Origin of the sequence: Nonomuraea glycinis, from assembly GCF_035920485.1 — a bacterium.
Lineage (GTDB): Bacteria > Actinomycetota > Actinomycetes > Streptosporangiales > Streptosporangiaceae > Nonomuraea > Nonomuraea glycinis.
In genome coordinates this window covers 5,835,905-5,854,632 of sequence record NZ_CP109166.1, presented here as the reverse complement: position 1 = coordinate 5,854,632, position 18,728 = coordinate 5,835,905, and the positions used below count along the sequence as shown (strand labels likewise).

At 69.8% G+C, this 18,728-nt stretch carries 17 protein-coding genes; 8 read left to right on the top strand and 9 right to left on the bottom strand.

Features of this window, described 5'->3' with window-relative positions:
* Positions 1-25: 25 nt before the first annotated feature.
* On the top strand, positions 26-1,042 hold the full coding sequence (locus tag OHA68_RS27465; RefSeq protein ID WP_327102833.1) for an LLM class flavin-dependent oxidoreductase: 1,017 nt from the start codon (positions 26-28) through the stop codon (positions 1,040-1,042).
* Between the two features lie 29 nt (positions 1,043-1,071).
* Here OHA68_RS27465 and OHA68_RS27460 read toward each other — a convergent pair whose 3' ends face one another.
* The 4 genes from OHA68_RS27460 to OHA68_RS27445 all read right to left on the bottom strand — a co-directional run bounded on the left by OHA68_RS27460 (position 1,072) and on the right by OHA68_RS27445 (position 4,942).
* Complete coding sequence (locus tag OHA68_RS27460) at positions 1,072-1,935, bottom strand: class I SAM-dependent methyltransferase (protein ID WP_327102832.1); 864 nt, start codon at positions 1,933-1,935, stop codon at positions 1,072-1,074.
* Positions 1,935-2,228 carry a hypothetical protein gene (locus OHA68_RS27455; protein ID WP_189139729.1) on the bottom strand — a complete coding sequence of 98 codons (294 nt, stop codon included), beginning with the start codon at positions 2,226-2,228 and terminating at the stop codon, positions 1,935-1,937. The genes OHA68_RS27460 and OHA68_RS27455 overlap by 1 nt, the downstream gene beginning before the upstream one ends.
* A 67-nt stretch (positions 2,229-2,295) precedes the next feature.
* Positions 2,296-4,338: a phosphate acetyltransferase gene (pta, locus tag OHA68_RS27450; RefSeq protein WP_327102831.1), complete on the bottom strand. Its 2,043-nt coding sequence runs from the start codon at positions 4,336-4,338 to the stop codon at positions 2,296-2,298.
* An 85-nt stretch (positions 4,339-4,423) separates the two neighbouring features.
* Positions 4,424-4,942: a hypothetical protein gene (locus tag OHA68_RS27445; RefSeq protein WP_327102830.1), complete on the bottom strand. Its 519-nt coding sequence runs from the start codon at positions 4,940-4,942 to the stop codon at positions 4,424-4,426.
* A 374-nt stretch (positions 4,943-5,316) separates the two neighbouring features.
* Between OHA68_RS27445 and OHA68_RS27440 the strand changes: the two genes are divergently transcribed.
* Both OHA68_RS27440 and OHA68_RS27435 read left to right on the top strand, forming a co-directional pair.
* The gene (locus OHA68_RS27440; protein WP_327102829.1) at positions 5,317-8,658 is read left to right on the top strand and encodes a family 16 glycoside hydrolase; all 3,342 of its coding nucleotides are present in this window, start codon (positions 5,317-5,319) and stop codon (positions 8,656-8,658) included.
* A 182-nt stretch (positions 8,659-8,840) separates the two neighbouring features.
* Positions 8,841-9,503, top strand: a complete 663-nt coding sequence (locus OHA68_RS27435) for a hypothetical protein (protein WP_327102828.1) — start codon at positions 8,841-8,843, stop codon at positions 9,501-9,503.
* 12 nt (positions 9,504-9,515) lie between these two features.
* On the opposite strand, the gene OHA68_RS27430 is transcribed toward OHA68_RS27435, so the two are convergent.
* Positions 9,516-11,375, bottom strand: a complete 1,860-nt coding sequence (locus OHA68_RS27430) for an AfsR/SARP family transcriptional regulator (protein ID WP_327102827.1) — start codon at positions 11,373-11,375, stop codon at positions 9,516-9,518.
* 181 nt (positions 11,376-11,556) lie between these two features.
* On the bottom strand, positions 11,557-11,814 hold the full coding sequence (locus OHA68_RS27425) for a GlsB/YeaQ/YmgE family stress response membrane protein (RefSeq protein WP_327102826.1): 258 nt from the start codon (positions 11,812-11,814) through the stop codon (positions 11,557-11,559).
* Between the two features lie 190 nt (positions 11,815-12,004).
* Here OHA68_RS27425 and OHA68_RS27420 point away from each other — a divergent pair, with 190 nt between their 5' ends.
* From OHA68_RS27420 to OHA68_RS27410, 3 genes are all read left to right on the top strand, one after another.
* Positions 12,005-12,238: a hypervirulence associated TUDOR domain-containing protein gene (locus OHA68_RS27420; RefSeq protein ID WP_327102825.1), complete on the top strand. Its 234-nt coding sequence runs from the start codon at positions 12,005-12,007 to the stop codon at positions 12,236-12,238.
* The gene (locus OHA68_RS27415; RefSeq protein WP_189139721.1) at positions 12,235-12,564 is read left to right on the top strand and encodes a DUF3140 domain-containing protein; all 330 of its coding nucleotides are present in this window, start codon (positions 12,235-12,237) and stop codon (positions 12,562-12,564) included. The genes OHA68_RS27420 and OHA68_RS27415 overlap by 4 nt, the downstream gene beginning before the upstream one ends.
* Before the next feature lie 203 nt (positions 12,565-12,767).
* Complete coding sequence (locus OHA68_RS27410; protein ID WP_327102824.1) at positions 12,768-14,237, top strand: MDR family MFS transporter; 1,470 nt, start codon at positions 12,768-12,770, stop codon at positions 14,235-14,237.
* Between the two features lie 15 nt (positions 14,238-14,252).
* On the opposite strand, the gene OHA68_RS27405 is transcribed toward OHA68_RS27410, so the two are convergent.
* The 3 genes from OHA68_RS27405 to OHA68_RS27395 form a co-directional block, all read right to left on the bottom strand.
* Positions 14,253-15,083, bottom strand: coding sequence for a carbohydrate deacetylase (locus tag OHA68_RS27405; protein WP_327102823.1), 831 nt, complete (start codon positions 15,081-15,083; stop codon positions 14,253-14,255).
* On the bottom strand, positions 15,080-16,576 hold the full coding sequence (locus OHA68_RS27400) for an MFS transporter (protein WP_327102822.1): 1,497 nt from the start codon (positions 16,574-16,576) through the stop codon (positions 15,080-15,082). Before OHA68_RS27400 ends, OHA68_RS27405 begins: the two co-directional genes overlap by 4 nt.
* A 308-nt stretch (positions 16,577-16,884) precedes the next feature.
* Positions 16,885-17,250, bottom strand: a complete 366-nt coding sequence (locus OHA68_RS27395) for an SgcJ/EcaC family oxidoreductase (RefSeq protein ID WP_327102821.1) — start codon at positions 17,248-17,250, stop codon at positions 16,885-16,887.
* Between the two features lie 85 nt (positions 17,251-17,335).
* Between OHA68_RS27395 and OHA68_RS27390 the strand changes: the two genes are divergently transcribed.
* Complete coding sequence (locus tag OHA68_RS27390) at positions 17,336-17,968, top strand: TetR/AcrR family transcriptional regulator (protein WP_327102820.1); 633 nt, start codon at positions 17,336-17,338, stop codon at positions 17,966-17,968.
* Positions 17,969-18,012: 44 nt separating this feature from the next.
* The gene (locus tag OHA68_RS27385) at positions 18,013-18,720 is read left to right on the top strand and encodes an SDR family NAD(P)-dependent oxidoreductase (RefSeq protein WP_327102819.1); all 708 of its coding nucleotides are present in this window, start codon (positions 18,013-18,015) and stop codon (positions 18,718-18,720) included.
* Positions 18,721-18,728 lie beyond the last annotated feature (8 nt).

Below are 18,728 nucleotides of genomic sequence, written 5' to 3'. Positions count from 1 at the left end.
TGATGTGACCCAAGGAGGATCGCATATGCCGGAGCCCTCGCAGCCGCTGCGAAAGCTGGGTTTCCTGACGATCGGACTGTTCGACGAGGCCGACCCGCGCCGGGGCCATGAGACGACGCTCGACATCATCGAACTGGGCGAGCGGCTGGGTTTCGACAGCGCGTGGGTGCGGCACCGGCACCTGCAGTACGGCATCTCCTCCCCGGTCGCCGTGCTGGCGGCGGCCTCCCAGCGCACCAGCCGCATCGAACTGGGCACCGCGGTCATCCCGCTGGGCTGGGAGAATCCGCTACGGCTGGCCGAAGACCTGGCCACGGTGGACATCCTGTCCGGGGGCCGGCTCAACCCGGGCGTCAGCGTCGGCCCGCCGATGCACTACGACCAGGTCAAGGACGCGCTCTACCCCGACACCGCCAAGGTGGAGGACTTCGGCTACGAACGCGTGCGGCGACTGCTGGACTTCGTCCGCGGCGAGGCGGCCACCGACTTCAGCGGGGTCGAGGGTTTCGAGGTCTTCTCCGACCGGGTCCAGCCCTACTCCCCCGGCCTCGGCGGCCGCATGTGGTACGGCGGCGGCAGCCTGAGCTCGGCCCGGTGGGCGGGCGAGCACGGCATGAACTTCCTGACCAGCAGCGTCGTGAAGGCGGAGGAGTCCGAGGATTTCGCCGGCATCCAGCTCTCCCACATCCGGGAGTTCCGCGCGCACCACCCCGACGGCGACCGGGCCCGCGTCTCGCAGGGCCTGGTGGTCATCCCCACGGACTCGGCCGCACCCGAGCAGCGGGCCAAGTACGCGGAGTACGCGGCCAAGCGCCTGCCCAGGACCTCTGCGCCGCAGGGGCCGATGCGGCTGATGTTCGCGCCCGATCTCGTCGGCAGCTCCGCCGAGATCGCCGCCCGGCTGCACGCCCATGCCGCCTTCCGGGAGGTCAGCGAGGTCGCGTTCGCGCTGCCGTTCAGTTTCGAACACGAGGACTATGTGCAGATCCTCACCGACATCGCCACCAGACTCGGTCCGGAGCTCGGCTGGCGCCCGGCCTGACGGGTCCGCGGGGTGCGCCGCATGCTCGATCATGGCGCGGTCACCGCGGTGACCAGCCAGATCCCGGCGGGGAGCCGGTAGCCGACACCGGGCTCGCGGAACCGTTCAAGCAGCCGGGCGGCCGCCGCGCGAGCCGCCTCCTGGCTTGAGGTCGCGGCGGCGCGGTAGGCCGCGCCGGCCGGGCCCATCTCGATGAGCCACTCGGCCACTGGCTCGCGTTCGTCCGGGGCCTCCAGAATGACGTCGTACGGCCGGACCGTCACGTCGGCGAAACCGGCGGCGGTCAGGACGCGCCGCACCCTGCCCGGGTCGGCGAAGGCGAACGGTCCCGGCTCGTCGCCCATCGGCAGCGGCGGCAGCGGCCCGACATGGGGCGCGACGCCGAGCATGACCGCGAACAGCCACGGGTTGGCGCTCCCGGCACGGAACACGGTCGCGGCCAGGCGGCCTCCCGGGCGTAGCGAACGCCGGATCGTCGCGCACCCCGCCACCGGATCGGCCGCCAGCATCAGCGCCATACGGGAGAACACCGCGTCGAACGGCGCACCGGGCACGGCCTCGACCGTCTCGATGTCCGCCGTGACGAACCGCAGGCCGGGGTGACGATCGCGCGGGAACCGCCGCCGGGCGGCGGCCACCATCGACTCGGCCAGATCCACCCCGACCGCCACACCGCCCGGCCCGGCCGCCGCCGCGAGCTCGGCCGTGGTGCCGCCACAGCCGCAGCCCACGTCGAGGATCCGCTCGCCGGGCTCCGGCCGCAGCCAGTCCATCGCCACCGCGCCCAAAGGCCGGCCGGCCTCGTCCTGCCGGTCGGCATGACGGATCCACCCGGGTGCGGCCTGTGCCCAGAAGGCGTGGTTGCGGGCCCGCAGGACGTCGGTGCCGGGCATCAGAACGGCATCTCGGTGCCCTCGACGGTCACCGAACTGAACGCTGCGGCCTTGCCGGGATCGAAGGCCGCGTCCTGGGCGGCCAGACCGGCCGCGCGGATCAGCCGCTCCGACTGGAACCGGCGGAAGGCCTCCTCGCTCTCCCAGATGTTGATGATCCGCCAGCCACCCTCGACCGGGCCGGCGACGTGGGCGAGCAGACCGGGGGGACGATCCGGGCCCAGGTGCTTCTCCACCTGCCGGTACTCCTCCTCGCTGACATCGGGCATCTCCTGGAGCACCCCGTACGGCATCGCACCCACCCCTTATTAGATAGAGCAAAACTCTATCCAATAGAGCACTACACCAAGGGGGTGGCTGTCAAGCCGGACGCGGGTCGTCGCGCACCTGCGCGGCCGTGACAGCGACGGTGGTGACGATGTCGGCGACGGTGGCGCCACGCGACAGGTCGTTGACCGGCTTGCCCAGCCCCTGCAGCACCGGTCCCACCGCGACGGCGCCGGCACTGCGCTGGACGGCCTTGTAGAGGTTGTTGCCGGTGTTGAGGTCGGGTACCACGAAGACCGTGGCGCGTCCGGCCACCCGGCTACCGGGCATCTTGGCCAGCGCCACCGCGGGGTCGACCGCGGCGTCGTACTGGATCGGCCCTTCCACCTGGAGGTCGGGACGGCGCTCGCGGACCAGCTCGGTGGCGGTGCGGACCTTGTCGACCTCGGCGCCGGCGCCGGAGGCGCCCGTCGAGTACGACAGCATGGCGATCAGGGGTTCGACGCCGAACCGCGCCGCAGTGCGGGCCGAGGCGATGGCGATGTCGGCGAGTTGCCCGGCGGTCGGATCGGGGTTGACCGCGCAGTCGCCGTACACCAGCACCCGATCGGCCAGGCACATGAAGAACACGCTGGAGACCAGGCCCAGCCGGAGGATCTCGAACGCCGGCCTGATGGTGTGCGCGGTGGTGTGCGCCGCGCCGGACACCATGCCGTCGGCCATGCCGGTGTGCACCATCAGCGTGCCGAAGTAGGAGACGTCGGTGACGGTGTCGCGGGCCAGCGCGACGGTCATCCCCCGGTGCGCCCGTACCTGGGCGTACTCGCGGGCGAACCGCTCGCGCAGATCCGCGTCGAACGGGCTCAGCACCCTGGCCCCGGCCAGGTCGAGGCCGAGCTGGGCGGCCTGCGCCCTGATCCGTTCCTCGTCGCCGAGCAGCGTGAGCTCGGCCACGCCACGGCGCAGCAGGATGTCGGCGGCGCGCAGGATGCGCGGCTCCTCGCCCTCGGGCAGCACGATGTGCCTGCGCCGGGAGCGCGCCCGGTCCAGCAGCTCGTACTCGAACATCAGCGGGGTGACGACGTCGGTCTTGGCGATGGCCAGCCGGTCGAGCAGCAGCCCGCCGTCGACGTGCTCGGCGACCAGCCGCAACGCCGTGTCGATCTTCCCGCCGGCCTCGGGCGTGAAGCGGCCCTCCACCACCGACAGCCGGGTCGCGGTGTCGAAGGTGTCGTAGTCGGTGGCGATCACCGGCAGCGGGATCGCCATGCCGCGCAGCAGCCGGTCGACCGGGGCCGGCAGGTCCGTGCCGCCGGTCACCACCACCGCCGACAGGGCGGGGAAGCCCGGCGAGACGTGCGCCGCGATCAGGCCGGGCAGGAGCGCGGCGGCCCGATCACAGGGAATGATCACCGCAGCGCCCTCGGTGTAGCGGTCGAGGATGCCGGGCAGCGACATCGCGCCCACCATCAGTGCGCTCACCTCGCGGCCGAGCCCCTCACGCTGCCCCAGGAAGAATCGGCCGTCACACGCGTCGAGCAGGTCCGCGACGGTCGGGGCGCGCAGCGAGGGGGTCTCCGGCAGCACGAACAGCGGTGTCGGATGGGTCATCGCGAGCGGCCCGGCGGCCGCCCGGGTGACCACGACGGCGAGCTCATGGGCGTGATGGTGCGCCAGCTCCCTGGACGACAGCTCGACCGCCGCGGCGATCCGCGAGGCCGTCCTGTCCTTCCCGCTCACCACGTTGATCACGGGTGTGCCCAGGTCCGCGGCCAGCCTGGCGTTGAACCCGAGCTCGGTCGGCGCTCCCACGTCGGTGTAGTCGGTGCCGACCACCACCACCGCGTCGCACCGCCGGGCCAGCGCGCGATAACGGGCCACGATGTCGCCCGCCGCCCGTTCGGCGTCGGCGTGCACCTCGTCGTAGGTGACGCCCGCGCAGTCCGCGTAGGGCAGCGCGAGCTGGAACCTGCTCCGGACGGTGTTGATCAGGGCGTCCTCACGGCCCGCCCGTACCACCGGGCGGAACACGCCCACGGTCTCCACCTGCCGGGACAGCAGATCCACCATGCCCAGGGCGACGGTCCCCTTGTTGCTCCCCGCCTCGCCCGCCGCGACGTACACCGCACGAGTCATGTCCCTCATTATCATCGGCCTCTTCCTGAGAAAGGCCGAGAAGCCCACCCCCTGACCGGCGGGGTGGGCTTCGTAGCCGGAATGTCTATCGGAGCCACGGGGTGCGCTGAACGACGGGCAGGTTGCCGAGCCCTAACGTCCTTCCGGCACCGACGAGGGCCAGACCGATGAGGACGATCGCGTAGATGATGTGGTCGTCCATGAACGGGTTGTTGGCCAGGGGCAGCTCGGCCGCCCACATCATGAGCAGCATCGCGGTGCCGGCCACGGCGGCGATCCGCAGCCCCACGCCCAGGATCAGCGCGGCGCCGATACCCAGCAGGCCGGCCATGAACAGCCAGTCCACCCACGCCTGCCCGGCCAGGCTCGAGAAGAAGCCGCCGAGAGCGTTCTCGCCGGCGCCCTTGAGGAAGCCGGTGGTGGGGCTGCCGCCGGCGATCCAGGCGCGCTCGGCCGGAGTGGCGAAGCCCCAGCCGAAGGTCTTGTCCAGGAACGCCCACAGGAAGACCCAGCCGATCGAGATCCGGGCGACGGCCCAGACGTAGTCGACAGGACCGCGGGCGCTGGTGGTGGTGGCGACGGTCTTCGAGTGCGTGGTTGTCATGACGTTCCTCCGGGGGCGGGGGTTTCACTGATCCCATGACATCCGATGCCGGACCCGGCATGCAGAGCCGTACGTCCCCGCCCCATGGGACTTTGGACATGCCCCTTCGCGAGGTGCGGTGCCACGGTCGTGCTACCGCCCGCGCCTGAGCACCCGGCGGGCGGCGTGGATCCGTACCTTCCGTCTTGACATGTCATGACTTTCTTCGATTTTCGGCGAAAGGCTATGGGCAAGGCGAAGATCTCGTCTTATATTACGGCGCAGGGCAGCGTTACCCCCTTCATCATCCAGCGAATGAGACCCGGCATCCGCCGATGGATCACCCCATCGTGGCCCTGCCGCACCCCCCGCCCACGCCCGAGATGAGATAGATAATGCGGAAATTACCCTTATTATCCGTTTTACTGATCACCGCGCTCTCCTACCTGGTCGTACCCGCTCAAGCCCAGGCGGCGGTGCCGCCGCAGGAGCCGGGCGTCACCCTGCGCACCTATGACGTCCAGGTCGAACTGTCCAAGCTCTGTACGCTCAAGCCCGGTCAGACCCCCAACGTGGACAAGCTGATGCCCACGATCGACTGGACCTCCGACGCCGACTTCGGCCTGGCCGACATGTTCGTCACCGAGGCCATCGGCAACATCGACATCGCCACGGCGGGCACGTACGAGTTCCGGCTGATCAGCGACGACGGCTCCCGGCTGCGCATCGACGACACCGTCGTGATCACCAACGACGGGCGGCACGGGCCGATCGCCATCGACGGCACGATCACCTTGACCACCGGCTACCACGCGCTGCGCGTCGACCACTTCGAGCACCTGTACGGTCAGCAGCTCAGGCTGGAGTGGAAACCCCCTGGCGCCGCCGGCTTCACCCTCGTGCCCACCTCGGTGCTGAGCACGGACGCGGACGTGGTGCGGGTCACCGGCCCGGGGCGCAAGGAGTGCGAGGGCGGCGCCGACTCCCCCGGCGACGGGCTGCCGCTGCAGGCCGTACACCCGGACCTCACGCTCACCGACCTGCGCCCGGCCGGTTTCGAGCCGCAGGTGACCGCGATGGACTGGCTGCCCGACGGCCGGTTGGCGGTCACCACGTGGGGCGGTTCGGAGAACAAGCTCGGCGAGGTCTACCTGCTCGGCAACGTCACCGGCAAGACCTCGCCCGCGCGGGTGACCGTCAAGAAGATCGCCGAAGGGCTGCAGGAGCCCCAGGGCATCAAGTACGTGGACGGCAAGCTCTACGTCTCGGAGAAGTCCCGGCTGGTGGAGCTGAACGACACCAACCGCGACGAGGTCGCCGACACCCTCAGGACCGTGGCGACCTGGCCGTTCGGCGGCAACTTCCACGAGTTCGCGTTCGGGCTGCTCTACCGGGGCGGCCACTTCTACCTCAACCTGTCCGTCGCCATCGACTACGGCGGCGCCACCACCGACCCGCAGCCGGCGCGGGACCGAGGCACCACCATCAAGATCAACAAGGCCACCGGCAAGGTCGAGTACATCGCCGGCGGTCTGCGCACCCCCAACGGGATCGGCTGGGGTCCGGGGGACGAGCTGTTCGTCACGGACAACCAGGGCGGCTGGCTGCCCGCCTCGAAACTGGTGCACATCAAGAAGGACCGGTTCTTCAATCACTTCACCGAACCTGACGGCCCGTTCGACACCAACCTGGTGACCCCGCCCGTGCTGTGGCTGCCGCACAACGAGATCGCCAACTCCCCCAGCACCCCGCTGCTCATGAAGCGCGGCGCGTTCGCCGGGCAGATGGTGTTCGGTGACGTCACCTATGGCGGGCTCCAGCGCGCCTACCTGGAGAAGGTCAACGGCGAGTACCAGGGCGCGGTCTTCCGCTACACCCAGGGGCTCGAGGCGGGAGTCAACCGGATCAGCCTGGGCCCCGACGGCGCCATCTACACCGGCGGCCTGGGCGCCGGCGGGAACTGGGGCCAGCCGGGCAAGCTCACCTACGGCCTGCAGAAGCTCGCCATCGGCGACGGCAAGGCGTTCGACATCCTGAAGATGCGCGCCATCGAGGGCGGCTTCGAGCTGGAGTACACCCGGCCGCTGTCGGCGGAGACCGCCACGTCGCTGGCCGCCAAGTACCAGGCCACCCAGTGGCGGTACGTCGCGGCCTCCACCTACGGTGGCCCCAAGGTGGACGAGGAGCCGCTGACCGTCACCTCCGCGAAGCTGACCTCCGGCGGGAAGAAGGTCACGCTCAAGATCGCGGGCCTGAAGCCGGGGCGGGTGGTGCACCTGCGGTCACCGCGTCCGTTCAGCTCGGCGTCGGGGCAGCCGCTGTGGAGCACCGAGGCCTGGTACACGCTCAACTCGCTGGTCGACGGCCCGGCGACGGACATCACCTACGAGGCGGAGAGCGCGGCGCCCAGCGGCGGCACCAAGCTGAACACCGACCACCCGAGCTACTCGGGATCCGGCTTCGTCGACGGCTACTGGAACACGGGAGCGGCCACGCAGTTCGCCGTACAAGTGGCCAAGGCCGGGACGTACCACGTGGGCCTGCGCTACTCCAACGGCCCGCACCCCGCGCCCGGCACCAAGTCGCTGAGCGTGTACGTCAACGGGACCAAGATCAGGCAGGTGCCCTTGCCCACCACGGAGACGTGGGACCAGTGGGCCACCCGGGTCGAGCCGCTCGATTTGAAGGCGGGCGCCAACACCATCGCCTACAAGTACGACACCGGCGACCTGGGCAACGTCAACCTCGACGCCATCACCGTGACCGCGCGACCGGTGCTCGAAGCGGAGAAGGCCACGCTGCGCGGTGGCGCGAAGGTGAGCGAGAACCATCAGGGCTACACCGGCAAGGGTTTCGTCGACGGCTACACGGCCGCGGGCGCGAGCACGTCGTTCTCCGTACACACGGACGAGTCCGGCCCGCACAACGTCGGCCTGCGCTACGCGGCCGACACCGGCACGTCGGTGAGCGTGTACGTCAACGGGACCAAGGTCAGGCAGGTACGGCTGGCCGCCACCGGCGGCTGGGACTCCTGGGCCGTCCAGACCGAGCCGCTCGACCTGAAGCGAGGCTCCAACAAGATCGCCTACAAGTACGACTCCGGCGACGCGGGACAACTCAGCCTCGACCACCTCACGGTGTCGAAGGCGCGACGGATCACGCTGTTCGACGGGTCCCACCTGGCGCTCTGGGAGAAACGGTCAGGCGGCGCGGCGACCTGGCCGATCGCGAACGGCTCGGTGGAGTCCTACGGCGGCGACATCCGCACCCGGCAGACGTTCGGCGACTTCAAGCTGCACGCCGAGTGGTACGAGCCGGACTACCCGCCGGAGGTGACCGGACAGCAGCGCGGCAACAGCGGCATCTTCCTCCAGGAACGCTATGAGGTACAGGTCCTGGAGTCGCACGGGGACACCACCCCGGCCGCCAACGAGGCGGGCTCGATCTACTCCAAGCGCGCCCCCGACCGCAACATGGCCACCGCCCCAGGCACGTGGCAGACGTACGAGATCACCTTCCGCGCGGCCCGCTACACCAGCGCGGGAGCGAAGGTCGACGACGCGCGGGTGACGGTCGTCTGGAACGGCGTGGTGGTGCACAACGACGTGCCCATCGACGGCGGCACCGGCGACAACATCCCGGAGAGCGCGGCGTCGGGCGGCATCCGCCTCCAGGACCACGGCGATGCCGGTGAGAACCCGCGCTTCCGCAACCTGTGGATCGAACCCGTCTCCTGACCTCGTCCGGCCCGGCAGGCCGTCCCGCCCCCAGGGGCGCGGCGGCCTGCCGCTATGAGCGCACAAAACCCCACCAACGTCCTATAAACGGCAAATCATGGCACTTTAGACAGCGTTATAACGTTCTGGTCGCCCTGTGCTCGGATGGTGCTGACGAGACGTCCAGAGAAGGCAGAGATTCGATGGAGGTCGACGTGGGCGATCAGAACAACGCCGAAAAGAAAAGCACCCCGGCCGATTCCGACACGAAAAGCAGCCCGGCCGGTTCTGACAAGCAGAGCAGCGCGATCATTGTCGCCATCATCGGCGCGGTCGCCACGATCGCCGTAGCCGTGATCACCGTGGTGGTGCCCATCTTGACCGAGGACCCGGCTCCGCCCACCACGACGCCTTCCCCTTCCCGTTCCCCTTCCGCGACGCCACCCCCACCCACGGCGCCTTCTCCTTCCTCGCCGCCGCTCACAAAGTCCGGCCAGCCTGTCGGCCTTTCCGTGGAACCGGCGGGCCGCCGGGCCGTCGCGGTGACCGCCACCTTGAATCGGCCCGCCCGATCGGGTTACGCGTACTGGTTCGTGCTCGAAGTTCATCAGGTCAGCGACACCCACAGCGAGTTCTATCCACGCCAGAGTCTGACGCAGAAAGAAACGACGTTCGAGATCAGCATTCCCGGCGACGCCGATATCAGCCGGCCGAGGACCGGCCGGGTTTTCGAGGTCACCGAGGACATGAGCAAGCTCATGGAATCGGGCCGTCCCGATGCCGGCGACCCGAATGCGGATTTCCTCCTGCGACAGCCGTGCACCTGCCACGCCTCGAAGGAGATCGCCCTCGACTTCCCGAGCTGATGATCGGCCGGGTCAGAAGGCGGCCGTGGCCGCCGGGCCACGCGCGCGGAACCGCGCCAGCCGGCTCAACGCTGCGTCGCATCGTTCGCCGCCCTCGTGCTCCCATGCCTGCCGTCGGGCGAACGCCTGGACCAGGCGGTGGAATCGATAGGTTCCGTTGGGGGCGGTCAGCAGCAGGTGCATGTCGACCAAGGACTCCAGCAGCCGGTACGCCTGTGGCGGCGGCATGTCGAGCAGCGCCGCCATCGACTCCGCCGTGAGCTCGCCGTCGGACGGCAGCGCGGCGAGCCGGAAGGCGGCGGCCTGCTGCGGCTCGAGCCTGCTCTGGGCCAGCAGCAAGGGCGCCTCGATGAGCTTGCAGCCTTCGTTGGTGCCCACGGGCCGGTTCACGTCGTCCTCCACCCGCCGGCGGGCCTGCCGTACCGTCCAGTGCGGTCTGGCCTGGAGGAGGTCGGCGGCCACGCGGATGGCCAGCGGCTGGTGCGAACAGAGCTCGACCAGGGCGACGGCGTCCCGACGTTCCCCGAGGACCCGCCCGTGGCCGACCAACCGGGCCAGCATCTCCAGCGCGTCGGCCGGAGACAGGGCATCCACCGTCACCCAGTGGACACCGGACAAGTTGTATATACGCCGATATGTGGTGACTATCGCCGCGCAGCCGGGCGCTGCCGGAAGCAAAGGGCGCACCTGGTCGGCGTCAGTGGCGTCGTCCAGCACGATCAACACCCGCCGATCGTCCAGCACAGTACGCCACAGAGCCGCCCGCTCTTCGGCATGGTCGGGCATTCGGCTCTCCGGCACGCCGAAGGAGCGCAGAAAGCCGCCCAGCACCGCGCCGGGGTCCACCGCTCCGCCGTCCGAGATCTCCAGGTTCGCGTAGACCTGGCCGTCGGGGAACCGGTCGCGCAGGTTGTGCGCGGCGTGCACGGCCAGCGCGGTCTTCCCCATGCCGGTCAGGCCGGTGATCGCCACGATCCTGGTCCCTCCGGCCGAACGGAGGGTGCCCTGGATGCCGGCCGACTCCACCTGCCTGCCGACGAAGCCGGGCAGCGCGGCGGGCACCTGGGCGGGCGGCCGCTCGGGCAGGAGAACCGGAGGCGGCAGGGTGGGCGGGGCGGCGAGCGCGGGGTCCGCGCGCAGGATGCGCTGGTGCACCTCGCGCAGGCCGACGCCGGGATCGACACCGAGTTCGGTGGCGAGCAGGCGCCGCACGTCCTCGTAGGCCAGCAGCGCCTCCGCCTGGCGTCCCGACCGGTACAGGGCGATCATCAGCAGCTCGTGCAGCCGCTCGCGCACCGGTTCGGCGGCGACGGCCGCGGCCAGTTCCTCGCTCACCTCGGCGTGCCGGCCGAGCTCCAGCTCCAGGGCTAATCGCTCTTCCAGCGCCGCCGTCCTGTGGTGCAGCAGGCGCGTCCGCTCCTGGCCGACGAAGTCTCCCCGGGCTCCGCCCAGAGGTGTGCCCTGCCACAGACGCAAGGCGTTCCGCAGGAGGCCGGCCGCCTCGGCCGGGTTCCCCTGCGCATCCTGCGCCCGGTTCACCTTCTCCCGGAAGTCGTCCCAGTCCACGTGTACGGTGCCGACGGAGATGGCGTACTCACCCCGGAGCGACCTGATCACCCGGTCGTCCTCTTCGTCGGAGGACACGGCACGCCGCAGGCGGCAGATATAGGTACGCACGACGGCCCGCGCGCTCTCGGGCGCCCGCTCCCCCCAGAGCGCTTCCGTGATCTCCTCGATGGCGGCCGCCCGGCCCTCACGCAGCAGCAGGAAGGCGAGCACCGCCCGCTGCTGTGGAGCCCCCAGATCGAGCTCTGTCTCGCCCCGCCACGCCCGGACCTGGCCCAGCAGAGCGAACCGTAACTCCGTAGTCATCGTTGACCGTCCCTCTACCCCTCACACACCCTCGTCCCGGCGAGCGGAAGAATGTCGCGCGCGTGTTCGGTGAGAATGTTGATGAACAGGTCGTCACGAACGTCAGCGACCTGCGCGCCCGCACGGGTCGTCGCCCACCGGGCGGGGAGCAGCCCGCCCGGTAGATGGTAGAGGACATCGCTCAGGCCTGGCTCTTGCTCTTCCTGCTCGCGACGAGGCCCACGCCGATGACGGCGAGAGTGACCTGCAGCGCGATCGCCAGCAGGGCGTTGGTGTGGAGACCGAAGACGTAGGCGATGCCCGTGGCGATCGCGGACGCGACGAGGCCGACGACGATGGTGGTGACCCAGCCGATGTCCTGACGTCCGGGCAGGAGCAGCCGGCCGAGGCCGCCGACGACGAGTCCCGAGATCGCGGCCGTCACGATGATGGTGAGCATGGGTGTTCCCCCTGGTAAGTGTGTCGAAATGGCGAACTCGGACGAGCAAGCACGTCCAAGAGGTGAGTCAGAGCGCGGCAGCTACCCCCGCTCCGCAGCACATGACCGACGACCATACGGACCCCTCGCATGTGAATCGTTGACGATTCGTATACGCGAGGGCGGGACATTCCGGGGTAGGGCGCAGACCATGACGAAGAAGCGGAAGGACGAACCGGCGGTAGGCGACGAGGTCACCTGGCGAAGCCATGGGTCGACCGCCCACGGGAAGGTCGTGAAGAAGGTCACCGACAGGCGCGAGGAAGCCGGCCGTACCGTGGCCGCCTCGCCCGACGACCCCCAGTACGTCGTGCGCAGCGAGAAGAGCGGAAAGAAGGCCGTGCACAAGCCGTCGGCCCTGCGCAAGGAGAAGGGCTCGGGATGACCGAGGAGGAGCAGGCGGTCGCGGCCGACTTCGGCCGGGCGGTGAACATGACCGCCAAGGAGCTGGAGCGCTGGCTCGCCACGGACGAGTCCAAGGCGGTGGGCCAGAAGGACGACGGCGGCGAATCCACCGGGCACGAATCCGGCCGCAGGATCGTCGCGCTGCTCCAGGCGAAGAAGTCGTCCCTCACCGAGCAGGACTACGCGCACATGCGCAAGGTGATCGGTTACGTACACCGGCACCTGGCGCAGCGCCCCTCCGGCGACGTCCGCGAGACCAGATGGCGCTATTCGCTGATGAACTGGGGCCACGACCCTCTTAAATGAGGGGCGCTCGTGTTGTCCGGAGATCGTCCTCCACAAGCGAAAACCGAGTGACATTTCCCAGTACGTGCCTCATCCTGGGGCGCGGTCGATGAGTTTTGTCAGTGGCGTAGGTCAGTCTGTTCATGACCACAACGCCCTGTGAGACCGAAGGCCGGAATGCCGGCCGTCGCCGCGTTTCACCCACCAACCCCCATCGAGGTACCGTGCCCAGCCCTCAGCTCGACTCACCCGCCAAGCCCGCGGCCGCTGCTTCAGGCCGCACACCGGCCGTGATCCGGCTGCTGGTGCTGGCCACATTCGTGGTCATCCTCAACGAGACCATCATGATCAACGCCATCCCCAATCTGGTGAAGGCGCTGAACATCACCGCGCAGACCGCGCAGTGGCTCTCGACCGCCTTCATGCTGACCATGGCCGCCGTGATCCCGGTCACCGGGTGGTTCCTGCAGCGGGTGACCACCCGCAGCGCTTACACGGCCGCGATGGGCCTGTTCCTGCTCGGCACGGCGCTGGCGATCGTGGCGCCGACCTTCGAGGTGCTGCTGGTCGCCCGCGTCATCCAGGCGAGCGGGACGGCCGTGATGATGCCGCTGCTGATGACCACGCTGATGCGGGTGGTGCCCGAGGAGGGCCGGGGCCGGGTGATGGGCAATGTCACCCTGGCCATGTCGGTCGCGCCCGCGATGGGCCCGGCGGTCTCCGGGGTGATCCTGCAGTTCGGGTCCTGGCGCCTGCTGTTCGCCGTGGTGCTGCCCATCGCCGCCGTGATCACCTGGCAGGGCCTGAAGCGGCTGGAGAACATCGGCGAGCCCCGCTTCAGCACCATCGACTGGTTCAGCGTGGTGACCGCCGCCGCCGGCTTCGGCGGCCTGGTCTACGGGCTCAGCCGGTTCGAGGGCGGTGACGTCCGCGTCGCCGCCGCGATCGTGGTGGCCGGGCTGGTCACCATCGCCGTCTTCGTGTTCCGCCAGCTGTCGTTGCAGAAGCGCGGCGTGCCGCTGCTGGACCTGCGCGCCCTGCGCCACCGCACCTACACGGTCGCGCTGATCATGATGTCGGTGGCCTTCATGGCGATGCTCGGCTCGATGATCCTGCTGCCGCTCTATCTGCAGGACGTCCGCGGCCTCAGCGCCCTGGAGACCGGGCTCCTGGTGATGCCGGGCGGCCTCGCGATGGGGCTGCTGGGTCCGACCGTCGGTCGCCTGTTCGACAAGTTCGGCGGCCGGGTGCTGGTCATCCCCGGTGCAATCGTGATCATGCTTACCCTCACCGGCTTGACCCAGGTCTCGATGACCATGCCGTACTGGCAGATCCTCGGTCTGCACGCGCTGCTCATGGTGGGTCTGGCCGCGACCTTCACGCCGGTCTTCACCCTCGGGCTCGGCGCGCTCCCGCCGCGGTTCTACTCCCACGGCAGCTCGATCCTGAGCACGCTGCAGCAGGTCGCCGCGGCCTTCGGCACCGCGCTGGTGATCACCGTGATGACCGCGCGAGCCGATGCCCTGCAGGCCACGGGAGTGACCGAGTCGCTCGCCACCCTCGACGGCATGCGACTGGCCTTCATCATCGGCGCGGTGCTGTCCGTGGCCGTGGTCATCACCGCCCTGCTGCTGCCGGCCCGGGCGGCGGACACCGGCGAGCTCGACGGACCCGGTCCGATGCCCCATGCGTGACGGCGGCACGCCGGGTCAGGTCCACCAGTCTCCGACGACCTCGACGCCCTCACTGGCGAGGGCGTCGTGCCACGCGGGGTCGCGCAGCAGGCGCGCCTCCCAGGTCCGTACGACGCCGTCCGGTCCGGTGACCGCGTCCTCGCGGGACGGGTGCAGGAACAACTCGCTCGTGCCCTCGGGGAGGGCCGCGAGCCGGCGGAGGTAGTCGTCGCGGAGCCGCTCGTAGGCGCCGAGCTCGTGGGCCGTGCGGCGGTTGGTCGCGATCGTCTGCGGGATGGACACGCCCAGCGCGTCGGCGAGGGCGACGGCGCGCTGATGGGCTACCGCGAGCGGCGGCGGCAACGGCCCGCCGAAGTACGGCTCCGGGTCGCGGGGCAGCCGGAAGGCGAAGTTGTGGCGCGCGCACCACTCAAGCGCCTCGGCCAGCCACGATCTGCCGTGCAGGCCGTAGAGGGTGCCGGCGTGGGAGTCGGCCGCCACGGGCATGAGACCCCGGTCGCGCATCCACCGCAACTGCGCGTCGGCCTCCCGTACGACATCGTGGGCCTCGCCGCGGGCTCCGAGGGCCAGCGGGTCGTCACTGAGCGTCCCGTCCGGATCGACGAGGCTCGCCCCGGCGTCGAGGGGCCGCCAGCGCGGGAGCCCGCGCTCGCTCGTGAGCGTCACGTGCAGCCGCGGCACGACACCGAGCTCACGGACCTGGCTCGCGGCGTGCTCCGCGGCGGGCGAGACGCAGATGAGCGTCGTCGCGCTGACCTGTCCCTCGGCGAGCAGCGCGACGATGACCTCCGTCGTCCCGTGCTCCCGCCCGAGATCGTCAGCCGTGATCACCACACGCCGGCTCATCGGGGCCGCTCCACGCCGGACCCGTCCACGGGACCGGAAGACGCCGGCTCCTCGGCCCCGGCCCTGGCCACGGGATCGGCGAGCGGTGGCCCTGCGGCCCCGGCCACGGGACCGGGAGAGGACGGCTCCGTGGACCCGGCCACCGGACCGGGAGAGGACGGGTCCGTAGATCCGGCCACCGGACCAGGGGATGACGGGTCCGTGGATCCGGCCACGGGGTCGGGGGGTGGTGGGTCGGTCGGGGTTTCCAAGGGGACTGAGATGAAGCGGGCCGCGACCGCGCCGATCGCCGTCAGTACGAACGGATAGACGCATAAGTACACCCGGAACGCGAGCCCGGGGTCGGTGCCGGGGTCGTCGCCCGAGTTGTAGCCGAAGAACACGCCCAGCGAGGTGAGCGCGAGCCCGGTCACGATCCCGTTGAGCCGGCCGAAGAAGCCGAACGCGGACAGGAAGAGCCCTTCGCGGTGCTCCCCGTTGCGCGCCGCGTCGGCGTCCAGCACCCGCGCGACGATGAGGTCGTTCGTCGCGAGCATCCCCGACCAACCGGCCCCGACGAGCACCCCCGCGGCGATGGCGGTGCCGAGGTCCGTGGCGAAGAACAGGGCCGCGAAGCTGACCGCGAGGACCGCGAAGGCCAGTCGCCAGGTCCACAGGGCGCCCCGGCGTGCGACGACGCGCGTCCACACGACCAGGCCGCCCGCCGAGACGAGGATGACGATGCCCTGCAGGTAGAGCGCGTTCCCGACCGGGAGCCCGAGCGAGTAGCGGACGTACAGCTGGATGCCGGAGAGCACGAACGCCATGGCCATCCCGTAACAGGCGCCGGTGAGCCCGACCGTCCAGAACATCCGGTCGCGCACGATCGACCACACGCTGCGCAGCAGCGGCGGCCGTTCCCGCGTCGAGTAGCGGGGATTCTCGCGCGCGCCGAGCGCCATGAACACGATCACGACGAGCGCGACCGCGCCGTAGATGATCGCGGTGATCTGGAAGCCTTGGGTGGAGTCCTCGGTGCCGAACACGCTCGTCGTGAGCAACGGGGTGGCCGCGAGCGAGATCACGAGCGCCACGAGCTGGAAGCCCTGGCGCAGGCCGTTGGCGACGGCACGGTCGCGCTCGCGTGGGTAGAGCTCGGGGAGCAGCGCGCCGTAGTTCGCGTTGAGCATGGAGTCGAAGGCCTCACACAGGATCGCGAACACCGCGAACCAGAGCAGGAGGCCCATGCCCTGCAGCGAGGTCGGCGCGGAGAAGAACGCGATCATGCAGGCCACGAGCATCGGCGCGCCCACGAGCAGCCACGGCCGACGCCGGCCGAACCGGCTTCTGGTGCGGTCGGAGAGGTGGCCGAGCAGGGGGTTGTCGATCGCGTCGATGACCGCGTAGACCACCATGACCGCGCCGTAAGCGCGCACGTCGAGTCCGAGGATGTCGACGTAGAAGAGGATCATCGATCCCTTGATCATGTTGATCGGGATGGATGTGCCCAGCATCCCGATGGCGTAGCGCCACGCGGGAGTCCGCCCTGGGGCTGAGGCCGTACCGGGATGGGCCACGCGACCACCTTCCTCGCCGATGCCGGTCCGGCTCCTGTGTCGACGGTCTGCGCGCCCGGGTACGCCAAGAACACGCCTCGCCAAGGAGCTCGGGACCTCTTCGCCGCCGACCTGGCTCTGCGCGCTATGGCACGCATAAGAAGATGCCGATAAATATCACAAAATGTCAATGGTCAAGAGCACGCGGTCGCTCGTGGGCAGAACGTCGTGCGGAGGCCGCCTTGGTCGTACCGGGCTCCGGGAGGTCAGTGCTCCGCGCTGACCAGGGACACATGGTATTGACGGATCCGCCAGGCGCCCTCGTCCTGCTGAAGGACCAGCGACAGGTGCACCGGGGCCTGCCAGCCCGTAGGGTCACGGAAGACGACGTCCGCGAATCCGCCGGCCGCCTGCTCACCGATGCGGTAGGTGGCGATGACGGTGACGTCGGCCGTGCGGTCGTCCGGCACCGCCTCGTAGTAGGCGCGCACCGCGTCCCGGCCCACGAGGACCTCCGGGCCGAAGCCTTGGAAGAGGGCATCGGTCGTGAACAGCGCGGCCATCGCGTCCGTGTGATGGCCGTCGAACGCGGCCTTCCACCGGTCCAGCGTCTCGCGCATCGGGTCGGTCATGGTGACAGCCTTCGTGAGGTCGGGTGCGGCCATAGGTAGCCGACCGGTCTATTAAAGAGTAGGAGACCGGTCGTACACTTGCCTCGTGGGACGCACCAGTGACGCCCGGGGGAAGATTCTCACCACCGCGCAGGCGCTCATCGAGCTGCGCGGCTACTCGGCGCTGGGCGTGGCCGAGATCTGCAAGGCCGCCGGCGTGCCGAAGGGCAGCTTCTACCACTTCTTCGCCTCCAAGGAGGCGCTCGCCCTGGCCGTCATCGACGAGCGCTGGGCCGTCCAGCTCCGCGACTGGACCCGCGTCCTAAGCAGTGACATCGAGCCTCTGCGGCGGCTACGGCGGCTGTTGGAGGAGACCGCGGCCGCCCAGCGCGCCGGGCAGCAGAGCTGCGGCACCGTCTCGGGCTGCCTGTTCGGTAACCTGACCCTGGAGCTGAGCAACCAGACCGAGGCCGTCCGCGACCGCCTGCGGCAGATCTTCGACGCGCAGGCCGACCTGGTCGGCACGGTCATCGGCGAAGCGCTGGCGGATGGCGAGGTCGCCGTCGCCGACACCCGTGAGGCCGCCCGGTCCATCGTCGCCCACCTGGAGGGCCAGATCCTCCTCGCCAAGCTCTACAACGACACCCGGCCCCTCGACACCCTGTGGCCGAACTGCCTGGCCCTGCTCGGCGCCCGCGTCGAGCAGGACATCTCCGCCGCCGCCTTACCCAGCGGCTGATCCGAGGGAGATCCATCGCGAACCTGCCAAGACAGAAGGTCGTCATGAGCACTCAGAAGGTCGCCGTCATCACCGGGGCATCGCAGGGCATCGGTGCCGGTCTGGTCACCGCCTACCGCAAACTCGGCTACGCCGTCGTCGCCAACTCGCGCGACATCGCCGTCTCGCAGGATCCGGACGTCCTGGCCGTCCAGGGCGACATCGCCGACCCCACCACCGCGGAGCGGGTCATCAACGCCGGCGTCCAGCGGTTCGGGCGCATCGACGCCCTCGTCAACAACGCCGGCCTCTTCCTGGCCAAGCCGTTCACCGACTACACCGAGGAGGAGTTCGCCTCGGTCATCGGCGTGAACGTCGCCGGCTTCTTCCGGATCACGCAGCGAGCCATCCCGCACATGCTCAAGCAGGGCGCCGGCCACATCGTCAACATCACCACCAGCCTGGTCGACCACGCCAACTCGAACGTGCCGTCCGTCCTGGCCTCGCTGACCAAGGGCGGCCTGCAGTCCGCCACCAAGTCCCTGGCCATCGAGTACGCCGGTCGCGGCATTCGTACGAACGCCGTCTCCCCCGGCATCATCAAGACCCCCATGCACTCCGAGGAAGACCACGGCATGCTCGGCGGACTGCACCCCGTCGGACGCTTGGGCGAAGTGAGCGACATCGTCGACGCGGTGATCTACCTGGAGACCGCTCCCTTCGTCACCGGCGAGATTCTCCACGTCGACGGCGGCCAGAGCGCCGGCCACTGAGGAGCCCG